The organism is Bacteroides intestinalis, assembly GCF_003464595.1.
Taxonomy (GTDB): Bacteria; Bacteroidota; Bacteroidia; order Bacteroidales; family Bacteroidaceae; genus Bacteroides; species Bacteroides intestinalis_A.
In genome coordinates this window covers 144,556-170,465 of sequence record NZ_QRZF01000010.1, presented here as the reverse complement: position 1 = coordinate 170,465, position 25,910 = coordinate 144,556, and the positions used below count along the sequence as shown (strand labels likewise).

The following is a 25,910-nucleotide window of genomic DNA, read 5'->3' as shown; positions in this document are numbered from 1 at the left end:
CGTAAATTACTAAATTATAAATATAAAGATGAAAGTTCTTTTTATTGTTCAAGGAGAAGGCCGCGGTCATCTGACGCAAGCCATCACGCTGGAAGAAATACTACGGCGCAACGGGCACGAGGTAGTAGAAGTACTGGTGGGGAAGAGTAATACTCGTCGCCTGCCGGGTTTCTTCAACCGCAGCATACAGGCACCTGTGAAACGCTTTCTCAGTCCGAACTTTCTGCCTACGCCTGCCAATAAGCGGGTCAGTATGTCTCGCAGTATCGCATATAATCTGATGCAGGTTCCTGCTTATCTGCGTAGCATCTGTTATATTCACCGGCGTATCCATGAAACGGATGCGGATCTCGTAATCAACTTTTATGAGTTGCTGACAGGCTTGACTTATCTCTTTTTCCGTCCTTCTGTACCGCAGATCAGTGTCGGCCATCAATATCTTTTCCTGCATCATGATTTTGAATTTCCCCAAAAGAATCCCATGAGCCTGCTGATGCTCCGTTTTTATACGCGACTCACGTGTATCGGAGCCAAAGAGAAGCTGGCTCTCTCATTCCGTCCGATGGAAACGGACGAAGAAGCGCATATACGCGTGGTACCGCCTTTGCTGCGGCGCGAAGTGCTTTGCTGTGAAGCTGCTTTCGGAGAGTATGTGCATGGCTATATGGTTAATGCCGGATTTGGAGAAAGTATCTCCCAGTGGCATAAGCAGCACCCTGAAGTGCCTTTGCACTTTTTCTGGGACAAACCGGATGAGCCGGAAGTATGCAGGATGGATGAAACATTGTCATTTCATCAGTTGGATGACGAAAAATTCCTTCGCTATATGTCGGGGTGCCGGGCGTATGCCACTACGGCAGGTTTTGAATCCGTTTGCGAGGCTATGTATCTGGGTAAGCCTTTGCTGATGGTGCCGGCGCACATCGAACAGGATTGTAACGCTTATGATGCGGCACGCGGCGGAGCAGGTATTATTTCCGATAATTTTGAGGTAGACCGTTTGTTAGAATTCGCCCGGAGTGAGTATCAACCCGAAGAGAATTTCCGTAGCTGGGTGCGCAGTTGTGAGTGGCGGTTGCTGAACTGTATAGAAACAGCAGAAGGAATAGGCTTTATAAATGATTATAAATTGATATATGAATAAGAAAATAGCCTCTGCTTCACATATAGATCGTGATTTAAGCTGGATGTATTTCAACCGTCGTATCTTGCAGGAAGCGATGAAACCGAACGTTCCTTTACTTGAGCGACTTTCCTTTCTTGGAATTTACTCGAATAATCTGGATGAATTTTTCCGTGTACGTATGGCAACCCTCAGTCGCATAGCTGAGTGTGAGGATAGAAGTTTGCGCTCGGAAAGCGAACGTGCCAAGCAGCTTATCAAGCAAATCAACAAACTGAATAACAGGTATGCCAAAGAGTATGAACGGACTATCCATGAAGTGACCGACCGCTTGCGTGAAGAGAACATCTTTCTTCTAAAGGAAAATGAACTGGATGAAGAACAACAAACTTTCGTCAGTGACTTCTTCCGCCGTCAGCTCAGTGGTTTTGTCAGTCCCGTTTGGCTTTCTGCCGTGAAACAACTGACGGAAGCAACGGATGAGAATATCTATCTTGCTGTAAAAATGCAAGTTTCCGAAGCTCGGAAGGTATCTGCTACACGGAAGTTACCGTCTCGTACCGATTATGCTCTGATAGAGCTTCCGGTTTCTGTTTGCGGACGTTTCGTTCGTCTGCCTGATCGTGAAGAACGCAGTTATCTGATGTATCTGGATGATGTGATCCGTTTTTGCTTGCCGATGATTTTCTCCGGTATGGAATACGATTGCTTCGAGGCGTATGCTTTCAAGTTTACGAAAGATGCTGAAATGGAGATAGATAATGACCTGCGCAATGGCACGCTTCAGAAGATTTCGAAGGCGGTAAAGAGCCGTAAAAAAGGAGATGCCCTGCGGGTTATCTACGATGCGGAGATGCCAAAGGATTTACTAAAGAGGGTGATGAATCGCCTGAATCTGGATAAGTTGGATACTGTACTTGGCGGAGGGCGTTATCATAATCATAAAGACCTGATGGCTTTTCCCGATTGCGGGCGTTGCGATTTGAAATATCCGCGCTGGCTTCCCATATTGAAGCCGGAACTGAAAGAGAATGTGAGTTTGCTGCGTCTTATTCAGAAGCAGGACAGATATATCCATGTACCTTTTCATAGTTTTGATTACTATATCCGTGTACTTCAGGAGGCGGCTCTTAGTAAGGATGTCAAGAGTATAAAGACGACTCTTTACCGTCTGGCAAAAGACTCTAAAGTGGTGAAAGCGTTGATTTGTGCTGCACGAAACGGTAAGAAGGTGACTGTAGTTATCGAACTTCTGGCACGTTTTGATGAAGCATCCAATATCGATTGGTCCAAAAAGATGCAGGATGCAGGCATTCATGTGATTTTTGGGGTGGAAGGGCTGAAAGTCCATTCCAAAATAACCCATATCGGAATGAAGACGGGAAGTGATATTGCTTGTATCAGTACAGGAAATTTCCATGAGGGAAATGCACGCATGTATACGGATTATATGCTGATGACGGCGTCCCATTCCGTAGTACGTGAGGTAAATTCTGTATTCACTTTTATAGAGAAGCCTTATTCACCTGTTCATTTCAAAGAATTACTGGTATCTCCCAATGAAATGAAACTACGCTTTATTCGCCTGATTAATGATGAAATAAAGAACCGGCAATCAGGGCGTCCGGCGTATATTCGCGTGAAAGTGAACCATATAACGGATTCTGCTATTGTCAAGAAGCTATATGAAGCCTCGGCTGCCGGAGTACCTGTAGATATGTTGGTGCGTGGAAATTGTTCTCTGGTAACGGGGATTCCCGGAATAAGTGATACTATCCATATCAGTGGTATTATCGACCGGTATCTGGAACATTCACGCATCTTCATCTTTGCTGCCGGTGGTGAGAATAAGACATTTATCGGTTCAGCGGACTGGATGCCCCGCAATCTCGATAATCGTATAGAAGTGATAACTCCTGTCTACGATGCCCGGATCAAAGAAGACCTGTGGAAAGTTATAGATTTCGGTTTACGCGATACTTGCCAGGGAAGTGTTGTAGATGGGACAGGGGAGAATCGTCCCTGGATGGGAGAAGATGGAAGCGGTGAGCCGTTCCGTTCACAAGAAGAATTATATAAATATTATTAATAATGCCAACTACTCATACTTGCTATGCCGCCATTGATATAGGCTCTAATGCCGTACGGCTTTTAATTAAGAAAGTAAAAGAGGACGAGACTGTATTGAACAAGCGTCTCTCAAAAGTTTTGTTGCTTCGTGTGCCATTACGGCTTGGTTTCGATGTGTTTTCTTTAGGTGAAGTGTCCGAAACGAAGGCTGTAAAGCTACGCCGGTTAATGAAGGCTTTCCGCCAACTGATGAAGATTTATGATGTGACGGATTACCGTGCCTGTGCCACTTCGGCCATGCGGGATGCCCGTAATGGGAAATCCATTATCAAGAAGATATTGAAAGATACCGGTATCTCTATTGAAGTCATTGACGGTCAGGAAGAAGCTAGAATGATCTACAACAACCATATCGAGTGTATGGCCGACCGTACAGGTAATTATATCTATGTAGATGTCGGTGGTGGCAGCACTGAGATCAACCTGCTGGTTGACGGAGAACTGCAACATTCCCTGTCTTACAACATTGGTACGGTACGTATGCTTAGTGGTGCGGTCCGCGAGGAGGTGTGGGGACAAATGCATGATGATCTGGAGCGATTGACTGAAGGTTTGGGAGAGGTGAATATCATCGGTTCCGGTGGCAATATCAATAAGCTCTATCGATTGGCGGAGAAGAAAGATAAGAAGAAACTGCGTTTACCCGTCACTTCATTGCAAACTCTGTATGATAAACTGGTGCCTTTGACACCTGAACGGCGTATGGATACATTTAGTTTGAAAGCTGACCGTGCAGATGTTATAGTTCCTGCTGCCGAAATCTTTCTGACTATTGCCAAGGTGGTACGTTCCGAATATATACATGTTCCGGTGATTGGATTGGCGGATGGCATTATAGATAGTTTGTATGAAAATAAAGAAGGGGAAAATTAACTTCCCCCTCTCTTTTCTTTTGCTTTTGCTGCCGCCTGGGTAGCAGTGGTTTCAGTTTCTTCGGTTTGTTCTTCGGTGTTCTTTTCCGCTTCCTTTTGTTCCATTTCCCGTCTCAGTCTTTTCAACCTCCACTTATTCCAGAACATTAGTTCTTTCCATCGGTTGAAGTCCTTCTTGAAAATGATACCGATGCCTTGCGTTGTCAGATTGGTCCTTGTGTAATAGCGGTCGTTCGTCTCATTATACGCTTTCAGGCGAATATCTCCGCTACGGTTCACAAGCCATTCTGCTTCAAAGTCACCTACAAAGTTTGTATTTGCCATCGGATTGTCTCGGTATCCGAAGTTACCATTGATAAGCAGACGATTGTTCAGTAATTGCCCCGATAGCATTCCTTCGAATTCCATATCCGTCCAGCCTTTTTCTCCGGTGCTGAGGTTGGTACCTATATTCCAGTTGTTACTATTAATAATGTTGGAAAGTGCATTATTTAGTTGTCCCGAAAGGGTGGATGAAAGCACAGAAGTCATCATATTCGAGTTTTGGGTGGCATCTACATTTTCGGGTGTATAGAATTTGCCGATACCCAGCAGATAGAGAATCTGCATATTCATTTGTTCGTCCGTTGAAATGTAGTTACGGATAAGGGCTTGCACTTCATCCCGTTCATTAGGCACCTCCAGTCCCAGCTTAATGTCCGGGGAAGTGAGTTGACCTGTGAGATTCATGGTACAGTTTACCCGGATATTCGTAGGGATTCCATAGCTGCTTGCATTGGGTACCAAGTCATTCAATGATGCGGAATTCACCATATAGTTTGCTTGGATATCCATGGTGGCATCCAACGGAGGACCGTTGAAACTGATAGTGCTTCCATCTTTGATGGTAAAGTCCTTGCGTATCACCTCTTGCAAACTGAATTTATAAACTCCCTGACTGATGCGATAACTACCGAACATTTTTACATCATCGGCTTTGTTGTAAAATTCTGTGCGGATATTTCCGGAACCTCGTCCACTGATGTAGTCGCCTGCGATGGGGTCCATAACAATCTTCATGGTTGCATTCGGGGTAGCTTCTACAAGCAGATTGAGGCGGATATCGGTATGACTTTCTTCTTCTTCTTGTATCTCTTGTTGTGCCAGCTCATAATCAGAGGTCAAATTGATGGAGTCCAGCACAGCACGACGGGGTGTCTTATCTATAAACTTGATGAATTGGGTATTGGCTGCCGAAGATACATTATCTTTTATATAAACAAAATTCGTGTTTCGGTCTGTAGTCATAGCTACATCAATACTTACGCCATCTCGCGCATTACCTGCGATCTGAGCGTTGCCAGTTCCGTAGACCGTACCATAGAAAGGAAAATCCAGTGATTCCTTTGTATTCATCACCAGCATATTATTTATGTCAAACTGAAAACGATATTCCAGATTCTTGAAGTGTTCATAGTGCAGATAACCGTTTACATGCCCTTGGTTACCCTGTGGGTCGAGAATACGGTTATTATGGAAAGTCAGCCCGTTCGGCTCTATGAGAATACTGTCTTTAATGAAGAAAGTGGTGTTCAATACATCGACCTTCATGGAAGCATCGCCAAGTACGCGCCCTTCCATTGTAAGCCCTTTGAATTTACCATAGAAATGCACGTTGCCACTGGCTCGTCCGTTAAATTCCGGTGTAATACTACTCATGTAGTGTTCTATAAACTTAAGATTGGTACTGTCGGCTTCAATCTGTAAATCGAGTGCACTTTTAGGCTTTAAGGGATAAATATAACCATATACATGACTTTTAGCAATGTCTTTCTCACGAATATACGCATCGAGATAGATTCCCTCTACTTCATGGTGCCATTCTCCATGAATATTGGCATCCCCCAGCAGGCCATCGTTTAGGCCAAGGCTTCGGATGAACAGGTCGGTATACATAACGGGTTTCTTCAATATTCCGCTGGCGTAGGCAGGACCGGTGGCTTCACCCTTAAAGTTAACCCCAAGGTCGGCTATATCGAATACATATCCTATATTAATATCTTTCAAGTCCAGACGTACCGTATCATTGGGTTCTTCCGAAATAACCCCATTGATGCGCAAGTGTCGGTCTTTATGGCTGAAATAGAAATCATTAATATGTATCTTTCCGGAATCAATGACTACTTGTGACGGATGTATTTCCCATAGAGTATCATTCAGAATGATATCCGTCTTTTGCACATCTACGACTGTTTTCAATGCCGAAACAGCCTTACGGGAACGTTTATTATCCAGCTCCTCGGTTTGCGCACGGAGAAAATGTGCAGTAGCAGCCAGCTTACCACTATAGGTGACGGAACTACTGTTACCCCAGTTTAGGGAAGTCTGAATAAGGTCGTCTTTGGCTTGAACTTCCAATGCAATGTTTATTGCACCTGTCGGCTTGCGGTTATTGAAGCGCAGGCGGGCATGAATTTTGTCACCCGGATTTTCGCATAATAGCATTCCAGATTCAATGAATTTATCTCCGTAACGCAACCGTGGGAAATATCCCTCTACCCGCAGACGTTGCGCTTTGTCATTGAAATAACCTTTTAGAGTAGAGTGTGTATAGATTTTAATGGGAACATTGAATATAGTGGACAATAAATCCGTATTGAAGATGTTTACATCAAAATGGAAATTATTCTCGCTTTCTATAGGTTTCTTGTCCGGTAATATCAGAGCGGGAATGTATTTTCGCATGATATTCATAGCACTGGCAGGCAGGGTACGATAGGAATAATCTCCCTCGATGCTTGCATTCAGGAAATTAGATGTTACTGTCAGTTGCTTATGAGAACTATCCCTCTGGCTAGCAGCGATTTTCAGGTTGTCCAGAAAATATTCCTTATTGGGTGCAGTGAATTGCAAACTGTCGATATTGATTTCTCCATTCATTTCATCGATGGAACCACCGGTGAAATCGGCGGTTAATTGGACAGAAAGTTCCGTATCCTCATATTTGGGGGTCAGGTGGAGTTCGTGCGGACGCACATTACGAATGCTGGCGTGGAAGTTGAAAGTCGGTATACGGCTGACGGTATTGATATTACCGTTCAGCAGAATAGACCCATTCTCGTCATCCAATGCAACTTTTCCATTGAAACCGCCTTGTTTGTATTCTCCGTCCAGTGTAATATTCTCATAGTTATAATCACTATAGTCGATGGAAGCGATTAATCCTTTCATCACAATGGAAGGATATTGATTATCATAGTGGTTGCCTTCAATGTCAAGATTGAAAGTAACTTTTCCCAGCTTTTCGTTATCCAGCATATTTCCCAATTCGAGTTCTTCGGTCTTCACGGCACCCGAATATGCAAAATAACCTTTTTCCTTATCTGAGCTTATTTTCAAGTCCGTCTTGATGGAGCCAATATCCGTGTGTACCAAACCATAAGTTACGATGTCCGTGAAATAGCCTGATACTTCTCCATGAAATGAGATGGTGCCCAAACGTTGCAATATAGGAGGAACACCCTCGTAATTCTTACTCAAGTTGCGTACAAAAAAAGCAACCCCTTCCGGATCGGCATATAAATTGGATAGGTTACCAAATACAAATGCATCCTGAGGGCGGGATAGATCCTGAAAAGATACATCTCCTCTCAAACGAAAATGCGGTCCTCCTGTAATTGACAGGTGGGGACAGTTCAGCTGATTAATGGTACCGTTTGTTTCTACAGCTATTTGCAGCTTTTCTTTGAAAGGAGAAAATGCAGGAACAAATGCTGCCAAATCACGAAGTACAATATCTGAAGGCAGTATACGGAACGAGAAGTGAACATCATTAGCAAAATTGCCAAAGGCCCCCAGACTGTCATATTCCATACGTATGGTGTCCATGGCAAGTGAAGTATTGGGCAGGTCGATTGCAAAATTCTCGATATTCATCTTCTGATCGTTTGCTACAACTTTTAAGCTTAGTCTCTTTAATTCAAATCCGGAATTTTCTTCTTCTATACTTAAACGTTTGATAGCGGCATTTATAGAATCATTTTGAAGTGCTTTTAAGGAGATATTGGCAATAATATTACGTAGCTGTATGTGCTGTGCATTGAATTTTCCCGGTGTTTCTTCTGCCGACAGCACATTGTAGGACAGTTTGCCGCGCCGTATCAATAAAGAATTGATGCGGATATCCAGATTACTTTCTTTTTTGATGGTGTCTTTAGAGGCAAATGCGTCCAACACGAACTGGAAATTAGGTATATCTTCCGGTGTTTTCTTTTCCAGATTGATGTTGAAACCAAATAACTGCACGTTGCTGATAGAAATCTTTCCCTTGAATAGGGGCAATATATCAAATTTTGCCGAAAGACGGGATATTTTCAGCATTTCTTTATCGGACTGGTCATTCAATAATAAGTCATCAATTATGATGCGGTTTAGCAGTCCCATATTTATTCGCCCGATGGTCAATTCTGTGCCCAGAACGTTAGCTAATTCGTTTGCAACCAACACGGATATTTGCCGCTGAACGTAAGGAATGTTCAACAACAAGATAGTCCCGATATACAAACTAAGTATAATACCGAGCACCCAGCGAACTGTCTTTTTTAACTTTCTGATAGGCGGTTTGTTTGAATTAGCCAACAAAAATATGAAATAATACGTTATCAATCCTACTTTTATCACTACTTTTGCAGCGTTTAAATGTAAATAACGATATGAGTACAATAATTTTAGGAATAGAAAGCTCTTGCGATGACACCTCTGCTGCCGTCATCAAAGATGGGTATCTGCTATCGAACGTCGTTTCCAGTCAGGCGGTGCATGAAGCCTATGGTGGTGTGGTTCCCGAATTAGCTTCACGTGCACATCAGCAAAACATAGTTCCGGTGGTGCATGAAGCATTGAAACGTGCCGGAGTAACTAAAGAAGAATTGAGTGCAGTGGCGTTCACCAGAGGACCGGGATTGATGGGTTCTTTGTTGGTAGGTGTGTCATTTGCCAAAGGTTTTGCTCGTTCTTTAGGTATTCCTATGATTGATGTTAATCATCTGACAGGTCATGTATTAGCTCATTTCATTAAAGCAGAAGGTGAAGAAAATGTTCAACCTGAATTTCCTTTCCTTTGCTTGCTTGTATCGGGAGGAAATTCACAAATTATCCTGGTAAAGGCATATAATGATATGGAGATTTTAGGGCAGACGATTGATGATGCTGCTGGAGAAGCCATTGACAAGTGTTCGAAGGTAATGGGGCTGGGTTATCCCGGTGGTCCGATTATTGATAAGTTGGCCCGTCAGGGAAATCCGAAAGCATTTACTTTTAGCAAACCCCATATCCCCGGATTAGATTATAGTTTCAGCGGTTTGAAAACCTCATTCCTGTATTCTTTGCGTGACTGGATGAAGGAAGATCCCGATTTCATCGAGCATCACAAGGTAGATTTGGCGGCTTCGCTCGAAGCTACCGTGGTGGATATCCTGATGGATAAGCTCCGTAAGGCCGCTAAAGAATATAAGATAAAGCAAGTAGCCGTGGCCGGTGGTGTTTCTGCTAATAATGGCCTGCGCAATGCCTTTCGTGAACATGCCGAAAAGTATGGGTGGAATATATTTATTCCCAAGTTCAGCTATACGACGGATAATGCCGCTATGATTGCGATTACAGGTTATTTCAAATATCAGGATAAAGATTTCTGTTCGATAGATGCACCGGCTTACTCACGCGTAACGTTGCAATAAAAAGAGTTTTAGAGCACTTTTTGACCTGCACCGTACCTGGTCCGTGTCTGGTCCATACCAACTCCATACCAAGTCCAAGTGTATAGATACGGAGCAAACACGGAGTTGATACGGATTTGGTGATGTGGAGAGGAAAAATAGAACAAAATATAGAAATATTATATATATAAGGTATATGAAGCTGGAAGAAAAGATTGGGGAGTTATTAAAATCGAAGAATTTGTCCCTTTCCACCGCAGAAAGTTGTACAGGAGGCAGTATTGCAGCTCTGGTGACTTCTGTCCCAGGGAGCTCGGAATACTTTAATGGAGGGATTGTGGCATATTCTAATGAGGTAAAGATGTCTCTGCTTCATGTCTCTGCTGAAACTTTGGAGAAATATGGAGCTGTCAGTAGGGAGACTGTTATTGAAATGGTGAAAGGTGCGATGAAAGCGTTGAAAACAGATTGCGCTGTCGCTACATCAGGAATTGCAGGACCCGGAGGGGGAACTGCTGAAAAGCCCGTCGGAACGGTATGGATTGCTGCTGCCTATAAAAATGAAATTGTAACTTTCAGACAAGAGGGAGATGATGGAAGGGGTGGAAATGTGCAAAAAGCCATTCGAAATGCTCTAATGATGCTCTGTGAGTGCTTAAAATGAAGAAAAAATGCTATCAGACAATGAATTATTTTATGAAAAACTTGTTTGGTATCGATAAAAGTACTTACTTTGCGCTCTGTTTGAAATAAGTATAGATAAAAACTATAAAAATAAGATAGAAATGTCGAAGATTTGTCAAATTACCGGAAAGAAAGCCATGATTGGCAACAATGTTTCACACTCAAAGAGAAGAACTAAGAGAACCTTTGATTTGAACTTGTTTAACAAGAAGTTCTACTATGTAGAGCAAGATTGCTGGATCAGCCTTAGCATTTGTGCTAACGGTCTGCGTATTATTAATAAGAAAGGACTGGACGCTGCTTTGAACGACGCAGTAGCAAAAGGTTATTGTGATTGGAAAAGCATTAAAGTAATTGGCTAAAAAGTAGAGGAGAATACTGATTATGGCAAAGAAAGCAAAAGGTAACAGAGTACAGGTGATTCTGGAATGCACAGAACACAAAGATAGCGGTATGCCGGGAACTTCTCGTTATATCACTACTAAGAACAGAAAGAATACAACTGAAAGATTGGAATTGAAGAAATACAATCCGATCCTGAAGAGAGTAACAGTACATAAAGAAATTAAATAATAAGTATAACCCATGGCAAAGAAAACTGTAGCAAGTTTGCACGAAGGTTCTAAAGAAGGTCGTGCTTATACAAAGGTTATCAAGATGGTTAAGTCTCCGAAGACTGGTGCTTACATCTTTGATGAACAAATGGTATTGAACGAAAAAGTACAAGACTTTTTCAAGAAATAAGATAGTCCGTCGAAAGACGTTTGATTATAAAATCCTCTTATCGTATTCCGGTAAGGGGATTTTTTTTGTACTTTATCCCCGTACTTTCATTACTTTGTTATATCTTTGTGGCATAATGTATTGTACAAAAAAATAGGATATGGGATTTTTTAGTTTTTTCTCAAAGGAAAAGAAGGAAACTTTAGATAAAGGATTATCTAAGACGAAAGAAAGTGTATTCGGAAAGATTGCCCGTGCTGTGGCAGGAAAGTCGAAAGTAGATGATGAAGTGCTTGATAATCTGGAAGAAGTACTGATTACTTCGGATGTAGGTGTAGAAACGACGTTAAATATAATTCAACGTATAGAAAAGCGTGCTGCATCTGAAAAATATATGAATGCGCAGGAGCTGAATACTATCTTGCGCGATGAAATCGCTGCTTTACTAACGGAAAATAATTCGGACGATGTAGATGATTTTGAAGCACCGATTACGAAGAAACCTTACGTAATTATGGTAGTAGGGGTGAATGGTGTTGGCAAGACAACTACTATTGGTAAGTTAGCTTACCAATTCAAGAAAGCGGGCAAAAGCGTTTATCTGGGAGCAGCGGATACTTTCCGTGCAGCAGCTGTGGAACAGTTGGATATCTGGGGTGGACGGGTAGGAGTGCCTGTCGTAAAACAAAAGATGGGAGCTGATCCGGCTTCTGTGGCCTACGATGCTTTAAGCTCTGCTGTTGCTAATAATGCTGATGTGGTAATTATTGATACTGCCGGACGTCTTCATAATAAGGTCGGCCTGATGAATGAGTTGACTAAGATTAAAAATGTAATGAAGAAAGTGGTTCCTGATGCTCCCAATGAAGTCTTGTTGGTGCTGGATGGTTCTACTGGGCAGAATGCATTTGAACAGGCTAAACAATTTACATTAGCTACGGAAGTAACCGCGATGGCTATCACTAAGCTGGATGGTACGGCGAAAGGTGGAGTTGTTATCGGCATTTCTGATCAGTTTAAAATACCTGTTAAGTATATTGGCTTGGGTGAAGGCATAGAAGATTTACAGGTGTTCCGTAAGAAAGAATTTGTTGACTCGTTGTTTGGAGAGAATGCATGAAACGGAAAACAATTGATATCATAACTTTAGGGTGTTCTAAGAATTTAGTGGATTCGGAGCATTTGATGCGACAGCTGGAAGAATCCGGATATCATGTGACTCATGATACGGAAAAGCCTAAAGGAGAGATTACTGTTATCAATACTTGTGGTTTTATCGGTGATGCTAAAGAGGAATCCATTAACATGATCCTGGAATTTGCACAGGCAAAAGAAGAAGGGGAGCTGGAAAAGTTATATGTAATGGGTTGTCTTTCTGAACGCTATCTGAAAGAATTGGCGATTGAAATTCCGCAGGTGGATAAGTTTTATGGTAAATTTAACTGGGCGGAGTTATTGCAGGATCTGGGTAAAGCTTATCACGAAGAACTTCATATAGAGCGTACTCTCACTACTCCTAAACACTATGCATACCTGAAAATATCGGAGGGATGCGACCGGAAGTGTTCGTATTGTGCTATTCCGATTATTACAGGGCGGCATGTATCGCGACCGGTAGAGGAAATTTTGGATGAAGTCCGTTACCTGGTAAACAAGGGAGTAAAAGAGTTTCAGATAATAGCTCAGGAATTGACTTACTATGGTGTGGATCTGTATAAGAAGCAAATGCTTCCTGAACTTATAGAACGTATATCTGAAATTCCCGGGGTAGAATGGATTCGTTTACATTATGCTTATCCCGCACATTTTCCTACAGATTTGTTCCGGGTGATGCGTGAGCGTCCTAATGTGTGTAAGTATATGGATATAGCTCTTCAGCATATTAGTAATCCGATGTTGGAGAAAATGCGCCGCCATGTAACTCAGGAAGAAACTTATCAACTGATAGAACAATTCCGCAAAGAAGTACCTGGTATTCATTTGCGTACTACTTTAATGGTAGGGCATCCCGGAGAAACGGAGTCGGATTTTGAAGAGTTGAAAGAGTTTGTTCGTAAGGTGCGTTTCGATAGAATGGGGGCTTTTGCATATTCAGAGGAAGAAGGTACTTACGCAGCTGCACATTATGAGGATGAAATACCTCAGGAAGTAAAGCAGGCACGTCTGGATGAATTAATGTCCATTCAACAAGGTATTTCTGCCGAATTGAGCGCAGCAAAAGTGGGGCAATCCATGAAAGTTATTATTGATCGTCTGGAAGGGGATTATTATATCGGCCGTACTGAATTTGACTCTCCTGAAGTGGATCCGGAAGTATTGATAGAGCGTGGTGAACAAACGTTGCTTATTGGTAACTTTTACCAGGTAGAGATAATAAGTTCCGATGATTTCGACCTTTTTGGACAGGTTATTTAAATAATTTTCCCTAAGAATTTGTGTATATGCGGAAGTTTTGCTAATATAGCACCGAACTTTATAAAAATAGCTGGATTTTGAATAATAAGGAATTTACTTCAGAACTGTCACGAAGATTGGGATATACCATAAAGGATACATCCGAACTAATTGCATCTTTACTGTCGGACATGACACAACAGCTGCAAGAAGGGAATATTGTTTCCGTACAAAGTTTCGGTACTTTTGAGGTAAAGAAGAAAGCAGAGCGTATTACCATCAATCCAACGACAAAGTTGCGTATGCTGGTTCCGCCTAAGTTGGTGTTGACCTATAGGCCCAGTACGACTCTGAAAGATAAGTTTAAATAATGCCGTCTTCTACTCAAGTAACCCTTCGTAAATATGAATGAAAAGCTGAACATACAGAATTTAATAGAATTGCTTGCCGAAAAGCATGGCATGGATAAAACGGATGCTGAGAGCTTCGTGAAAGAATTTTTCCAGTTGATTGAAGAATCGTTGGAGAGCGATAAGTATGTGAAGATTAAAGGCTTGGGCACATTTAAGCTGATTGACGTGGATAGTCGTGAAAGCGTAAATATAAATACGGGCGAACGTTTTGAAATACAAGGACATACAAAGGTTTCATTTACTCCGGAGCCAACTTTAAAAGATTTGATAAACAAACCTTTTTCGCATTTTGAAACTGTGGTATTGAATGATGAAACAGTGTTAGAAGATACACCGGTGGAGGATAATTCTGAGGAAGAGGAAAAAGATGAAAATTTTGTAGAGCCTGAAAGTTCTACAGTTGTTGTAGAATCACAGGTTGTTGTTCAGGAAACGGCTGAAGGAAATATAGAAGAGTCGATAGAGGAGGCTGTTGAGACTACAGAGGAATCCATAGAAAGTATAGAGGAAGTGGCTGAAGTAATTGAAGAGAAAACTGAAATTGCTGAAGAAAAATTGATAGAGACAGCTGAAGAAGAAGTGATTCAGACTGTTGAGGAAACCGTAGAGGATATAAAAGAAGAACCAGTTTCGGAAGAAACGCCTTCTGTTTATCAGGCTGAATCGGCTCTTCTGTCCGAGGAAGAAGATTTGGTGCCTACTTATGAGGTTCCTGAGCCTCCATCACCTCCTGTGAATAAAGCAGACAGTTCCACCATGAAGTTTTTTATCGGAATTGTAGTGCTTGTAGTATTGCTGTGTGTAGGTGCTGTTACTTTTATGTATTATCCGGATTTACTGGATAGGATGTCTACGCCATCAAAAGAGAAAGTTGCTGATGAAAAAGTAGAGAAACCAGCCGTTCCGGTCGCTCTGACGGATAGTATTGTTCGAAAAGATACCGCAACTGTGGTTGCGAAGAAAGATACTGTGGCAGAAGTTGTTACTCCTAAAGTTGTTGAAGAACCGAAGCCGGTTGCAAAACAGGAGACTCCTGCTACTACTCCTAAAAAAGAGACAAAGAAAGCTGCTGCAACTCCTTTTGAGCCAGACTCTGTAAATTATAAGATTGTAGGTACGAAAGCTACTCATACTATCCAGGAAGGAGAAACTCTGACAAAGGTTGCACTTCGCTTTTACGGGACTAAGGCCCTGTGGCCCTATATTGTGAAGTATAATTCGGGTGTTATAAAGAATCCCGATCATGTGCCGTATGGTACTGTAATCAAGATACCGGAGCTCGAAAAGAAATAAAAGAAAATATTGCACCCCTGCAAGTTGATAATACTTCACTTGCAGGGGTGATTTGCTATTTATTCCTGTCTGCGAATTTGAAATTCTTTTCAGAAACTATTGTTAACTACTAAACTCTATGAAAGTAGTTTAATCTAATTGTTTTTTAATAAAAATTAGTTGGTATGGTTAATTTATTCCTGTACTTTTGGGAGCGAAAAAAATAATTACCAGTAGCATACTGGAGAAATCAATGGAATTTAAACAATAAAAATAATAGTATTTATGGCTGAAACAATTGATATCCGCGAACTGAACGAGCGGATTGAAAGACAAAGTTCTTTTGTTACCAACCTTACTGCTGGTATGGACCAGATTATCGTAGGACAAAAACATCTGGTAGAGTCATTGTTAATCGGTTTGCTGTCTGATGGACATGTATTATTAGAAGGTGTGCCCGGTTTGGCAAAGACATTGGCAATTAAGACGCTTGCTTCACTGATTGATGCAAAATACAGTCGTGTGCAGTTTACTCCCGATTTGCTGCCCGCCGATGTTATCGGTACAATGGTTTACAGTCAGAAAGACGAAACGTTCCAAGTAAAGAAAGGACCTGTTTTTGCCAACTTCGTTCTGGCAGATGAAATTAACCGTGCTCCGGCCAAGGTACAGAGTGCTTTGCTGGAAGCGATGCAGGAACGTCAGGTAACTATTGGTACGGAAACATTCCCGTTGCCCGAACCTTTCCTTGTGCTTGCTACACAGAATCCTATTGAGCAGGAAGGTACTTATCCGCTGCCTGAAGCCCAAGTGGACCGTTTCATGCTGAAAGTGGTTATCGACTATCCGAAGATGGAAGAAGAAAAAATGATTATCCGCCAGAATATCAATGGTGATAAATTCAATGTGAAGCCTATTCTGAAAGCTCAGGAGATTATTGAAGCACGTAAAGTTGTTCGTCAGGTATATCTGGATGAGAAGATTGAACGCTACATTGTTGATATTGTATTTGCTACCCGTTATCCGGAGAAATATGATCTGAAGGAACTGAAAGATATGATTGGTTTCGGTGGTTCTCCCCGTGCCTCTATCAATCTGGCATTGGCTGCCCGTACTTATGCTTTCATTAAACGTCGTGGTTATGTGATTCCTGAAGATGTTCGTGCTGTGGCTCATGATGTATTGCGTCATCGTATCGGATTGACTTACGAAGCAGAGGCCAGCAACCTGACTTCTGACGAGATCATCAGCAAAATACTGAATAAGGTTGAAGTACCTTAATTAAGTAAGCATTTTTAAAAAGGTCTTCCGAGACCTGTTAATAAATGGTGTGAACGTTTTTAAAGAATCTTGCCAACGTTTTTAAAGAACGTTGCCGGTATTTATTAACGGAATTATTTAACGATATAGATGGAAACAAGTGAACTGTTAAAAAAAGTCCGTCAGATTGAAATCAAGACGCGCGGATTATCCAACAATATCTTTGCCGGCCAGTATCATTCGGCCTTCAAGGGTAGGGGTATGGCATTTTCAGAGGTGCGCGAATATCAGTTTGGCGATGACATACGCGACATTGACTGGAACGTGACCGCTCGCTTCAATAAGCCTTACGTGAAGGTGTTCGAAGAAGAGCGCGAGCTGACCGTTATGTTGCTGGTGGATGTTTCCGGTAGTTTGGAATTCGGTACAGTGAAGCAGATGAAAAAGGATATGGTGACGGAAATAGCTGCAACGTTGGCTTTTTCGGCTATACAAAACAACGACAAAATCGGGGTTATCTTTTTCTCTGACCGGATAGAGAAATTTATTCCGCCTAAGAAAGGGCGTAAGCATATCTTATATATTATTCGCGAACTGATTGACTTTAAAGCGGAGAGTCGGAGAACTGACATCCGGCTCGGACTGGAATATCTGACAAACGTAATGAAGCGTCGTTGTACAGCCTTCCTGTTATCCGATTTCATTGATCAGGGGAACTTTAAGAATGCAATGACTATCGCCAACCGGAAACATGATATGGTGGCTATCCAGGTGTATGACCGCAGGGTAGAGGAACTGCCGGCTATCGGTTTGATGAAAATAAAGGATGCTGAGACCGGACATGAGCAGTGGATTGATACTTCGTCGCGTGCTGTTCGTCGTGCTCATCACGACTGGTGGGTGAATAAACAGGTGGAACTGAACGAAACATTCACTAAAAGTAATGTCGATAATGTGTCGGTACGCACCGATCAGGACTATGTCAAAGCATTGATGAATTTGTTTGCGAAACGAAATTAATCGGAAAAATGAAAAGATATCTATTTCTGATAACCCTATTGGGGATGTTGACTGGCAAGGCAGTGGCTCAGTCGGTAACAGTGGATGCTACCATTGACTCTCTGCAAATTTATATCGGTGACCAGGCGAAGATTAAACTTCAGGTAGCCTTGGATGCCGATAAACGGGCTATTTTCCCTGTTTATACGGATACGCTGGTAAGTGGTGTGGAGATTATAGATGTTGCAAAGCCGGATACGCAGTATATAAATGATGATAAACGAATGCTGATTACGCAGGAGTATACTGTTACATCATTTGACTCGGCATTGTATTATCTGCCACCGATGGAAGTATTGGTGGATAATAAGGCATATCGTTCGAAGGCATTGGCACTGAAGGTATATTCGATGAATGTGCCATTGGATCCTGAGAATCCGGAACAGTTTTTTGGTCCGAAGACAGTAATGCAACCTCCTTTTGTGTGGGAAGATTGGTATGGGATTATCACCTGTGGCATATTGCTTATTCCGATTGCATTATTACTTATCTATCTGATCATGCGTATCTGTGACAATAAACCTATCATCCGTAAGGTAAAGGTTGAACCGAAGTTACCTCCGCATCAGATGGCGATGAGAGAAATAGAGCGTATCAAAGGGGAAAAAGTATGGCAAAAGGGACAGCCGAAGGAGTATTACACGGAATTGACAGATACTTTGCGTACGTATATTAAAGAGCGTTTTGGTTTCAATGCTTTGGAAATGACCTCTTCGGAGATTATAGAAAAGCTGCTTGAAATGCAAGATAAAGAAGCTATTGCAGATTTACGTTCTCTTTTTGAGACTGCCGATTTGGTGAAGTTCGCTAAACATAATCCGTTGATGAACGAAAATGATGCGAATCTGATCAATGCTATCGAATTTATCAATGAAACCAAGGAGAAAGAAGTGGAGAATGCAAAACCACAACCCACTGAAATTACCATCATTGAGAAACGTTCATTGCGTACTAAAATATTGCTGGGCATAGGCATCGTAGTATTGTCGGTTGCCTTGATTGGTTCGTTCGTTTATATTGGAATGCAGTTATACAATTATTTTGCGTAGTAGCAGAATTTAAGGGTAACTCCAATCTTAAATTGTAAATTGTTAAATAGTAAATACAATGGTTTTTGCCAATATTGAATATTTGTTTTTGCTGCTGTTGCTTATACCTTATATAGTATGGTATATCATGAAGCGGAGGAATAATGAAGCTACACTTCAGATTTCGGATGCTCGTGTATATGCTCATACACCGAAGAGTTATAAGAACTATTTGTTGCATGTGCCTTTTATGTTACGGATTATTGCCTTGGCATTGATTATCGTAGTGTTGGCGCGTCCTCAAACTACTAATAGCTGGCAAAACAGTGAAATTGAAGGTATAGATATTATGATGGCCATCGACGTATCTACCAGTATGCTGGCAGAGGATTTGAAACCGAATCGTCTGGAAGCTGCTAAAGATGTGGCTGCGGAGTTTATCAATGGTCGGCCCAATGATAATATCGGTATAACTTTATTTGCCGGTGAAAGTTTTACGCAATGTCCGTTGACGGTGGATCATGCAGTGCTTCTGAATCTGTTTCAAGGCATTAAGTGTGGTATTATTGAAGATGGAACAGCAGTCGGTATGGGTATTGCTAATGCCGTTACCCGCTTGAAAGACAGTAAAGCGAAGTCTAAAGTAATCATTCTGTTGACGGATGGTACAAATAATAAAGGAGATATATCTCCGCTGACTGCGGCGGAAATAGCTAAGAGTTTTGGTATCCGGGTTTATACAATTGGTGTAGGTACAAACGGAATGGCTCCGTATCCTTATCCGGTGGGTAACACTGTGCAGTATGTCAATATGCCGGTGGAGATTGATGAAAAGACACTGACGCAGATTGCGGCTACCACAGAAGGTAATTATTTCCGTGCTACCAGTAATTCTAAGCTGAAAGAGGTATATGAGGAGATTGATAAGTTGGAGAAAACCAAGTTGAATGTGAAGGAATACAGCAAGCGCCAGGAAGAATACCGTTGGTTTGCTTTGGCGGCATTTTTGTGCGTGTTACTTGAAGTATTGCTTCGTAATTCTATCTTGAAGAAGATACCTTAAAACAATGCATTAATTGTAAATTACTAAATTGTACATAGAAAGATGTTTCGATTTGAAGAACCTACATATTTATACCTGTTGCTCCTGTTGCCTTTCCTGGCGGCTTTCTACCTGTACTCCAATTATCGGAGACGGAAAGCGATCCGTAAGTTTGGCGATCCGGTGCTAATGGCACAGTTGATGCCGGATGTATCTAAATATCGTCCGGATGTGAAGTTTTGGCTGGTGTTTGCTGCAATCGGACTGTTTGCTGTATTGCTGGCACGTCCGCAGTTTGGCTCTAAGTTGGAGACTGTGAAACGTCAGGGAGTAGAGGTAATGATTGCGTTGGATATTTCTAACTCTATGTTGGCACAAGATGTACAACCCAGTCGTCTGGAGAAAGCCAAGAGACTGGTAGCACAATTGGTTGACAAGATGGAGAATGATAAGGTAGGTATGATTGTGTTTGCTGGTGATGCCTTTACACAGTTGCCTATTACAAGCGATTATATTTCTGCCAAGATGTTTTTGGAATCTATTAATCCGTCATTGATATCCAAGCAGGGTACGGCTATCGGTGCAGCTATTAATCTGGCTACCCGCAGTTTTACACCCCAGGAAGGAGTAGGGCGTGCCGTCATCGTTATTACTGACGGTGAAAACCATGAAGGCGGAGCTGTGGAAGCGGCCAAGGCTGCTGCGGAAAAAGGTATTCAAGTCAGTGTTCTGGGTGTGGGTATGCCTGATGGTGCACCTATCCCCGTAGAAGGAACCAATGACTTCCGTCGTGACCGTGACGGAAACGTGGTTGTAACCCGCTTGAATGAGCAGATGTGTCAGGAAATAGCTCAGGCAGGAGATGGAATTTATGTGCGTGTAGACAACTCAAATGCTGCACAAAAGGTGATTGCTCAGGAGATTAATAAAATGGCGAAAGCGGATGTGGAAACACAGGTTTATACAGAGTTCAACGAACAATTCCAGGCTGTTGCATGGATTATATTGTTACTGTTGTTGGCTGAAATGCTGATTTTGGAACGTAAAAACCCGTTATTCCGTAATATCCATCTGTTTAAAAAGGAAGAAAGGTATGATGATGAGAAATAGAACTATCGGAATTATCTTGCTGCTACTGACGGCTATTTCAGTTTCTGCACAGAAAGCGGAACGCGACTATATTCGTAAGGGAAACCGTGCTTATAAAGATAGTACGTACGTAAATGCTGAAGTGAATTATCGGAAAGCTATTGATGTGAATCCGAAGTCAGCGATATCCATGTATAATCTGGGTAATACGCTTATGCAACAGAATAAGTTGCAGGAGGCTATGGAGCAGTTTGTTGCTGCCACTAAAATGGAGAAAGATAAGGGTAATCTTGCTCAAATCTATCATAATATGGGAGTAATATTCCACTCCGGTAAGGATTATGCCAAAGCTGTGGAAGCATACAAAGAGTCACTACGTAATAATCCGAAAGATAACGAGACGCGTTATAACTTGGCTTTGGCTCAGAAAATGCTGAAAGATCAGGAACAGAATCAGCAGAATCAAGACCAGAACCAAGATCAGAATCAGGACAAAAAGGAGCAGGAAAAAGAACAAGATAAAGACAAACAAGACCAAAATCAACAAGATCAGCAGAATCAGGATCAACAGCAGCAACCTCCTCAGCCACAAGAAAATCAGATGTCAAAGGAAAATGCTGAACAGCTTTTGAAGTCGGTGATGCAGGATGAGAAAGATGTACAGGATAAGGTGAAGAAACAGCAAGTTATCCAAGGTGGTCGTTTGGAAAAGGATTGGTAAATAATAAAAGATACGATAATATATGAGAAAATTAATTTTCTTATGGATAGCACTGGTAGTAGTCAGTCTGCAAGCTTTGGCTAATGACAAGGTGTCATTTACCGCGTCAGCTCCTGATGCTGTAGCGGTGGGTGACCAGTTCAGACTGGCATATACAGTGACTACACAGAAGGTGAGAGATTTCCGTGCTCCTTCTATTAAGGGGTTTGACGTACTGATGGGCCCCAGTCGCTCTCAGCAAAGTAGTATGCAAATAGTTAATGGGGTATCGACCTCAACCAGCAGTATTACTTTCACTTATATACTGATGGCTACTACTGAGGGTAGTTTCACAATTCCGGGAGCTACAATAACAGCCGATGGTAATCAGATGGTTTCTAATTCTGTGCAAATCAAGGTTCTGCCAGCAGATCAGGCCGGAGCAGCTTCTTCAGGCGGAGGTAGTAGTAGTCAACAGGGCAATACCAGCCGTGCTTCTTCAGGAACTTCTGTTTCCAATCAGGATCTCTTTATTTTGCCTACTATTAGTAAGGCCAATGTGTATGAACAAGAAGCATTCTTGCTGACTTATAAAATTTACACTCTGGTTGACCTTCGTGGTTTTGACAATGTGAAACTTCCTGATTTTAAGGGATTTCATTCACAAGAAGTCGAACTTCCGAGTGATAGAAAATGGAGCTTGGAACATTATAAAGGGCGGAATTATCAAACTACCGTTTACCGGCAATTTGTGTTGTTTCCACAGCAGTCTGGTAATTTGACTATTGATCCGGCACGTTTTGATGCTTCTATTGCTAAAGCTACTCAAGTATCTGATCCATTTGAAGCTTTCTTTAATGGTGGCAGTAACTACATTGAAGTCAAAAAGACATTGATGACGCCGAAACTAACTGTAGATGTAAAACCCTTACCAGGCGATAAACCTGCTGATTTTTCCGGTGGAGTGGGAGAGTTTAGCATTTCTTCTTCCATTAATAGTACTAATGTAAAGACAAACGATGCTGTAACTATTAAACTTGTCATTTCCGGTACAGGCAATTTGAAGTTAATAGGTGATCCTGAGGTGAAATTCCCAGATGACTTCGAGGTATATGACCCTAAAGTTGATAATAAATTCAGGCTGACAAGTGCAGGACTTTCGGGTAGTAAGGTTATTGAATATCTGGCTATTCCACGCAATGCCGGAACATTTAAAATACCAGCGGTGAAATTCAGCTATTTTGATATCAAATCCCGTACTTATAAGATATTGACTACCGAAGAGTATGAATTGCATGTAGAGAAAGGTGAAGGAAATGCAGCGCAAACTATTGCTAACTTTACGAATAAAGAGGATTTGAAAGTCTTGAATGAGGATATTCGATTCATCAAGCAAAATGATGTGACGCTTTCTCAAAAGGGAGATTTCTTCTTTGACTCTATGCTATATTGGTTGCTCTATTTAGTACCTGGCGTTGCGTTTATCATTTTCTTTATCATTTACCGTAAGCAGATAGCTGCTAATGCTAATGTTGCGAAAATGCGTACGAAAAAGGCAAATAAAGTTGCTGTTAAACGTATGAAGTTAGCTGGTAAGTTGTTGGCTGAGAATAAAAAAGATGTTTTCTATGACGAAGTCTTGAAGGCTCTTTGGGGATATATAAGCGATAAATTGAATATTCCGGTTTCTCGACTTTCAAAAGATAATATTGAAGAGGAACTTCGTAAATATGGAGTGGAGGATGCTTTGATTAAAGAATTCCTGGCTGCATTGAATGATTGTGAGTTTGCCCGTTTTGCTCCTGGCGATGATAATCAGGCTATGGATAAAGTCTATTCGGCTTCATTAGCAGTAATAAGTAAAATGGAGAATTCGATTAAACATTAATTAGGAGGTTATATGATGAAAAAAATACTGTTTTTTACTTTTGTTGGCCTGTTAATGGCATTGACCTCTTCTGGACAGACTGCATCGGATACATTACAACAAGCGAATGATTCGGTAACAATAGGTTCACACACTGAATTCTCGGCTGCTGCGCAAGAGAATAGTGTGACAAAAGCAGAAGGGGATAGCGCATATGTGAAGAATGATTATGCCTCTGCTATTCAGATATATGAAGCTCTGCTGAAAGAAGGAGAAGCGGCTGAGGTATACTATAACTTAGGAAATAGCTACTATAAGGCCGGTGATATAGCAAAAGCCATTTTAAATTATGAGCGTGCACTTTTAATACAGCCAGGCAATGCTGATATTCGGGCTAATTTGGAGATTGCTCGTGCAAAAACAATTGATAAAGTGATTCCCGTACCCGAGGTTTTCTTTGTATCTTGGACGAAATCATTGATTAATTGTTTGAGTGTGGATGCTTGGGCAAAGGTAGGCGTCGTTTGTTTCTTTTTGTTGCTTGCATCTCTTTACTTCTTCTTCTTTTCCAAGCAAATCGTGTGGAAGAAAATAGGATTTATTGCAGGGATAGTATTTCTGGTGTTAGTTTTATTAGCGAATGTCTTTGCTTTTCAACAAAAAAATGAGCTATTGAATCGTAACAATGCTATCGTACTAACTCCAAGTGTAACAGTACGTAGTACTCCGAGTGAAAGTGGCACCAGTTTGTTCATATTGCATGAGGGACGGAAGGTTGAAATTAAAGATAACTCCATGCGTGAATGGAAAGAAATCCGCTTAGAGGATGGTAAAGTAGGATGGGTACCTGCGTCATCTGTTGAAGTTATCTGATAGATATAATTCTTTCATAATAAGATAGTTAATAATAGAAAGAAGCCTGTTGAAAGGGAAAATACAAATCTCCTTTTGATAGGCTTCTTTATTTTTGTAAAAAAGACACCGAAATAGTTTGTTTTATCTTTTTTTTTCCTTAAGTTTATAGCGTGATAAGTGAAACTCACAGAGTTATTAACCATTAAATTTATAAATATGAGAACAATAACATTTAATGAACTTCGCAGAATTAAAGATTCATTACCTACTGGTAGTATGCATAGAATAGCCGATGAGCTCGGATTGAACGTCGATACAGTTAGAAATTTTTTTGGCGGTCACAATTTTAAGGAGGGTAAGAGTGTTGGGATACATTTAGAACCTGGTCCGGATGGTGGTTTGGTTATGTTGGATGATACTACCGTCCTTGATAGAGCTCTAAAAATTCTAGATGAAATGAATGCCAGTGCTGAGCCTGTTCGAGCTTAAGAAAAGAAAGTTATAAATGAATCCCAATTGATAGACAAACAATTGGGATTTCTTATTTGTTTATAAAGTAAAAACAGTTGATTATGGAAGACAAGTTAGTAACCTTAGCTATTCTGACTTATGCAAAAGCTCAGATATTGAAGAATGTGCTTGAAAATGAAGGTATTGAAACCTATATTCATAATGTAAATCAAATACAACCTGTAGTGTCTTCAGGTGTGCGCTTACGTATAAAAGAAAGCGATCTACCGCGTGCATTGAAGATAACTGAGAGCTCTGCTTGGCTTTCTGAAGAGGTAGTGGGAGGGAAGTCACCCAAAGTAGAAAAGGAGAGTAATAAGGTCTTAATTCCTGTAGACTTTTCTAATTATTCAATGAAGGCATGTGAGTTTGGTTTTAATTTCGCTCAGAATATGGGAGCGGAAGTTGTGTTGCTTCATGTTTATTTTACACCAATCTATACCACGTCATTACCTTATGGAGACGTTTTTAATTATCAGCTAACAGATGATGAAAATGTAAAAAACATATTACAAAAAGTTCATGAAGATTTAAATACTTTATCTGACAAGGTAAAAGCAAAAGTAGCTTCAGGAGAGTTTCCGAATGTAAAATATAGTTGTGTATTGCGTGAAGGTATTCCAGAAGAGGAAATTCTTCGTTATTCGAAGGAATATCGACCACGTATTGTGATTATGGGGACTCGTGGTAAAAATCAGAAAGATATAGATTTAATTGGTAGTGTAACTGCTGAGGTAATTGAGCGAAGCCGCGTACCAGTTTTAGCCATTCCGGAGAATACTCCATTTAAACAGTTGGCAGAAGCTAAACGTATTGCATTTATCACCAATTTTGATCAACGGGATTTAATTGCATTCGATTCTTTGATTGCTGCTTTAAAGCCATTTCATTTCTCTGTATCTTTGATTCATCTGTCAGATGTTAAGGATACTTGGAATGAAATTAAATTAGGTGGTATTAAGGAATATTTTCAAAAACAGTATCCGGACCTGGAAATTCATTATGATGTTGTGATGAATGATGATTTCTTGAACAGCTTAGATAATTACATAAAAACTAATCATATTGATATAATTACGTTGACTACTTATAAACGCAATATATTCTCTCGCTTATTTAATCCAGGTATTGCTCGGAAGATGATTTTTCATTCCGATACACCGCTGTTAGTTATTTATGGACGCCCAAGCTAAAAT

General features: G+C 41.1%; 23 protein-coding genes. 22 read left to right on the top strand and 1 reads right to left on the bottom strand.

Annotated features, from left to right (window positions below):
* Positions 1-28 precede the first annotated feature (28 nt).
* The 3 genes from DWW10_RS15490 to DWW10_RS15480 are packed head-to-tail and all read left to right on the top strand — an operon-like array spanning position 29 to position 4,126.
* Positions 29-1,144 carry a glycosyltransferase family protein gene (locus DWW10_RS15490; RefSeq protein WP_022392383.1) on the top strand — a complete coding sequence of 372 codons (1,116 nt, stop codon included), beginning with the start codon at positions 29-31 and terminating at the stop codon, positions 1,142-1,144.
* Positions 1,137-3,212: an RNA degradosome polyphosphate kinase gene (locus DWW10_RS15485; RefSeq protein WP_118421769.1), complete on the top strand. Its 2,076-nt coding sequence runs from the start codon at positions 1,137-1,139 to the stop codon at positions 3,210-3,212. The genes DWW10_RS15490 and DWW10_RS15485 overlap by 8 nt, the downstream gene beginning before the upstream one ends.
* A 2-nt stretch (positions 3,213-3,214) precedes the next feature.
* Positions 3,215-4,126: a Ppx/GppA phosphatase family protein gene (locus tag DWW10_RS15480; protein ID WP_118421768.1), complete on the top strand. Its 912-nt coding sequence runs from the start codon at positions 3,215-3,217 to the stop codon at positions 4,124-4,126.
* Here the strand turns inward: DWW10_RS15480 and DWW10_RS15475 are convergent.
* The gene (locus DWW10_RS15475; RefSeq protein WP_022393902.1) at positions 4,123-8,784 is read right to left on the bottom strand and encodes a translocation/assembly module TamB domain-containing protein; all 4,662 of its coding nucleotides are present in this window, start codon (positions 8,782-8,784) and stop codon (positions 4,123-4,125) included. The two genes, DWW10_RS15480 and DWW10_RS15475, sit on opposite strands and share 4 nt — an antisense overlap.
* 32 nt (positions 8,785-8,816) lie before the next feature.
* Here DWW10_RS15475 and tsaD point away from each other — a divergent pair, with 32 nt between their 5' ends.
* The 19 genes from tsaD to DWW10_RS15380 all read left to right on the top strand — a co-directional run bounded on the left by tsaD (position 8,817) and on the right by DWW10_RS15380 (position 25,907).
* Positions 8,817-9,839, top strand: coding sequence for a tRNA (adenosine(37)-N6)-threonylcarbamoyltransferase complex transferase subunit TsaD (tsaD, locus tag DWW10_RS15470; RefSeq protein WP_022393901.1), 1,023 nt, complete (start codon positions 8,817-8,819; stop codon positions 9,837-9,839).
* 175 nt (positions 9,840-10,014) lie between these two features.
* Positions 10,015-10,482, top strand: a complete 468-nt coding sequence (locus DWW10_RS15465; RefSeq protein ID WP_022393900.1) for a CinA family protein — start codon at positions 10,015-10,017, stop codon at positions 10,480-10,482.
* Positions 10,483-10,603: 121 nt separating this feature from the next.
* The gene (rpmB, locus tag DWW10_RS15460) at positions 10,604-10,864 is read left to right on the top strand and encodes a 50S ribosomal protein L28 (protein WP_007214256.1); all 261 of its coding nucleotides are present in this window, start codon (positions 10,604-10,606) and stop codon (positions 10,862-10,864) included.
* Positions 10,865-10,886: 22 nt separating this feature from the next.
* Entirely contained in the window at positions 10,887-11,075 is a 189-nt protein-coding gene (gene rpmG, locus DWW10_RS15455) for a 50S ribosomal protein L33 (RefSeq protein WP_002560155.1), read from the top strand.
* Between the two features lie 12 nt (positions 11,076-11,087).
* Positions 11,088-11,246, top strand: a complete 159-nt coding sequence (locus DWW10_RS15450; protein WP_007662457.1) for a DUF4295 domain-containing protein — start codon at positions 11,088-11,090, stop codon at positions 11,244-11,246.
* A 139-nt stretch (positions 11,247-11,385) separates the two neighbouring features.
* Positions 11,386-12,345 (top strand): signal recognition particle-docking protein FtsY, encoded by a 960-nt coding sequence (gene ftsY / locus DWW10_RS15445; protein WP_022393899.1) that lies wholly within the window; start codon positions 11,386-11,388, stop codon positions 12,343-12,345.
* Entirely contained in the window at positions 12,342-13,640 is a 1,299-nt protein-coding gene (gene rimO / locus DWW10_RS15440; RefSeq protein ID WP_118421767.1) for a 30S ribosomal protein S12 methylthiotransferase RimO, read from the top strand. The genes ftsY and rimO overlap by 4 nt, the downstream gene beginning before the upstream one ends.
* Before the next feature lie 77 nt (positions 13,641-13,717).
* Positions 13,718-13,990 (top strand): HU family DNA-binding protein, encoded by a 273-nt coding sequence (locus DWW10_RS15435; RefSeq protein ID WP_022393897.1) that lies wholly within the window; start codon positions 13,718-13,720, stop codon positions 13,988-13,990.
* 33 nt (positions 13,991-14,023) lie between these two features.
* Positions 14,024-15,325 (top strand): HU family DNA-binding protein, encoded by a 1,302-nt coding sequence (locus tag DWW10_RS15430; RefSeq protein WP_022393896.1) that lies wholly within the window; start codon positions 14,024-14,026, stop codon positions 15,323-15,325.
* A 264-nt stretch (positions 15,326-15,589) separates the two neighbouring features.
* Positions 15,590-16,585: an AAA family ATPase gene (locus DWW10_RS15425; protein WP_029428141.1), complete on the top strand. Its 996-nt coding sequence runs from the start codon at positions 15,590-15,592 to the stop codon at positions 16,583-16,585.
* Positions 16,586-16,714: 129 nt separating this feature from the next.
* Positions 16,715-17,584, top strand: coding sequence for a DUF58 domain-containing protein (locus DWW10_RS15420; protein WP_007214248.1), 870 nt, complete (start codon positions 16,715-16,717; stop codon positions 17,582-17,584).
* An 8-nt stretch (positions 17,585-17,592) separates the two neighbouring features.
* On the top strand, positions 17,593-18,672 hold the full coding sequence (locus tag DWW10_RS15415; RefSeq protein WP_118421766.1) for a hypothetical protein: 1,080 nt from the start codon (positions 17,593-17,595) through the stop codon (positions 18,670-18,672).
* A gap of 58 nt (positions 18,673-18,730) precedes the next feature.
* Positions 18,731-19,714, top strand: coding sequence for a vWA domain-containing protein (locus DWW10_RS15410; RefSeq protein ID WP_007214246.1), 984 nt, complete (start codon positions 18,731-18,733; stop codon positions 19,712-19,714).
* A gap of 42 nt (positions 19,715-19,756) precedes the next feature.
* Positions 19,757-20,803 (top strand): VWA domain-containing protein, encoded by a 1,047-nt coding sequence (locus DWW10_RS15405; protein WP_007214245.1) that lies wholly within the window; start codon positions 19,757-19,759, stop codon positions 20,801-20,803.
* Positions 20,787-21,503, top strand: a complete 717-nt coding sequence (locus DWW10_RS15400) for a tetratricopeptide repeat protein (protein WP_007214244.1) — start codon at positions 20,787-20,789, stop codon at positions 21,501-21,503. Before DWW10_RS15405 ends, DWW10_RS15400 begins: the two co-directional genes overlap by 17 nt.
* A gap of 22 nt (positions 21,504-21,525) precedes the next feature.
* Positions 21,526-23,370: a BatD family protein gene (locus tag DWW10_RS15395; RefSeq protein WP_118421765.1), complete on the top strand. Its 1,845-nt coding sequence runs from the start codon at positions 21,526-21,528 to the stop codon at positions 23,368-23,370.
* Between the two features lie 12 nt (positions 23,371-23,382).
* The gene (locus tag DWW10_RS15390) at positions 23,383-24,222 is read left to right on the top strand and encodes a tetratricopeptide repeat protein (RefSeq protein ID WP_007218564.1); all 840 of its coding nucleotides are present in this window, start codon (positions 23,383-23,385) and stop codon (positions 24,220-24,222) included.
* Positions 24,223-24,420: 198 nt separating this feature from the next.
* Positions 24,421-24,693 carry a hypothetical protein gene (locus DWW10_RS15385; protein WP_007218563.1) on the top strand — a complete coding sequence of 91 codons (273 nt, stop codon included), beginning with the start codon at positions 24,421-24,423 and terminating at the stop codon, positions 24,691-24,693.
* 83 nt (positions 24,694-24,776) lie between these two features.
* Complete coding sequence (locus DWW10_RS15380) at positions 24,777-25,907, top strand: universal stress protein (RefSeq protein ID WP_022393890.1); 1,131 nt, start codon at positions 24,777-24,779, stop codon at positions 25,905-25,907.
* The last annotated feature ends 3 nt before the right edge of the window (positions 25,908-25,910 follow it).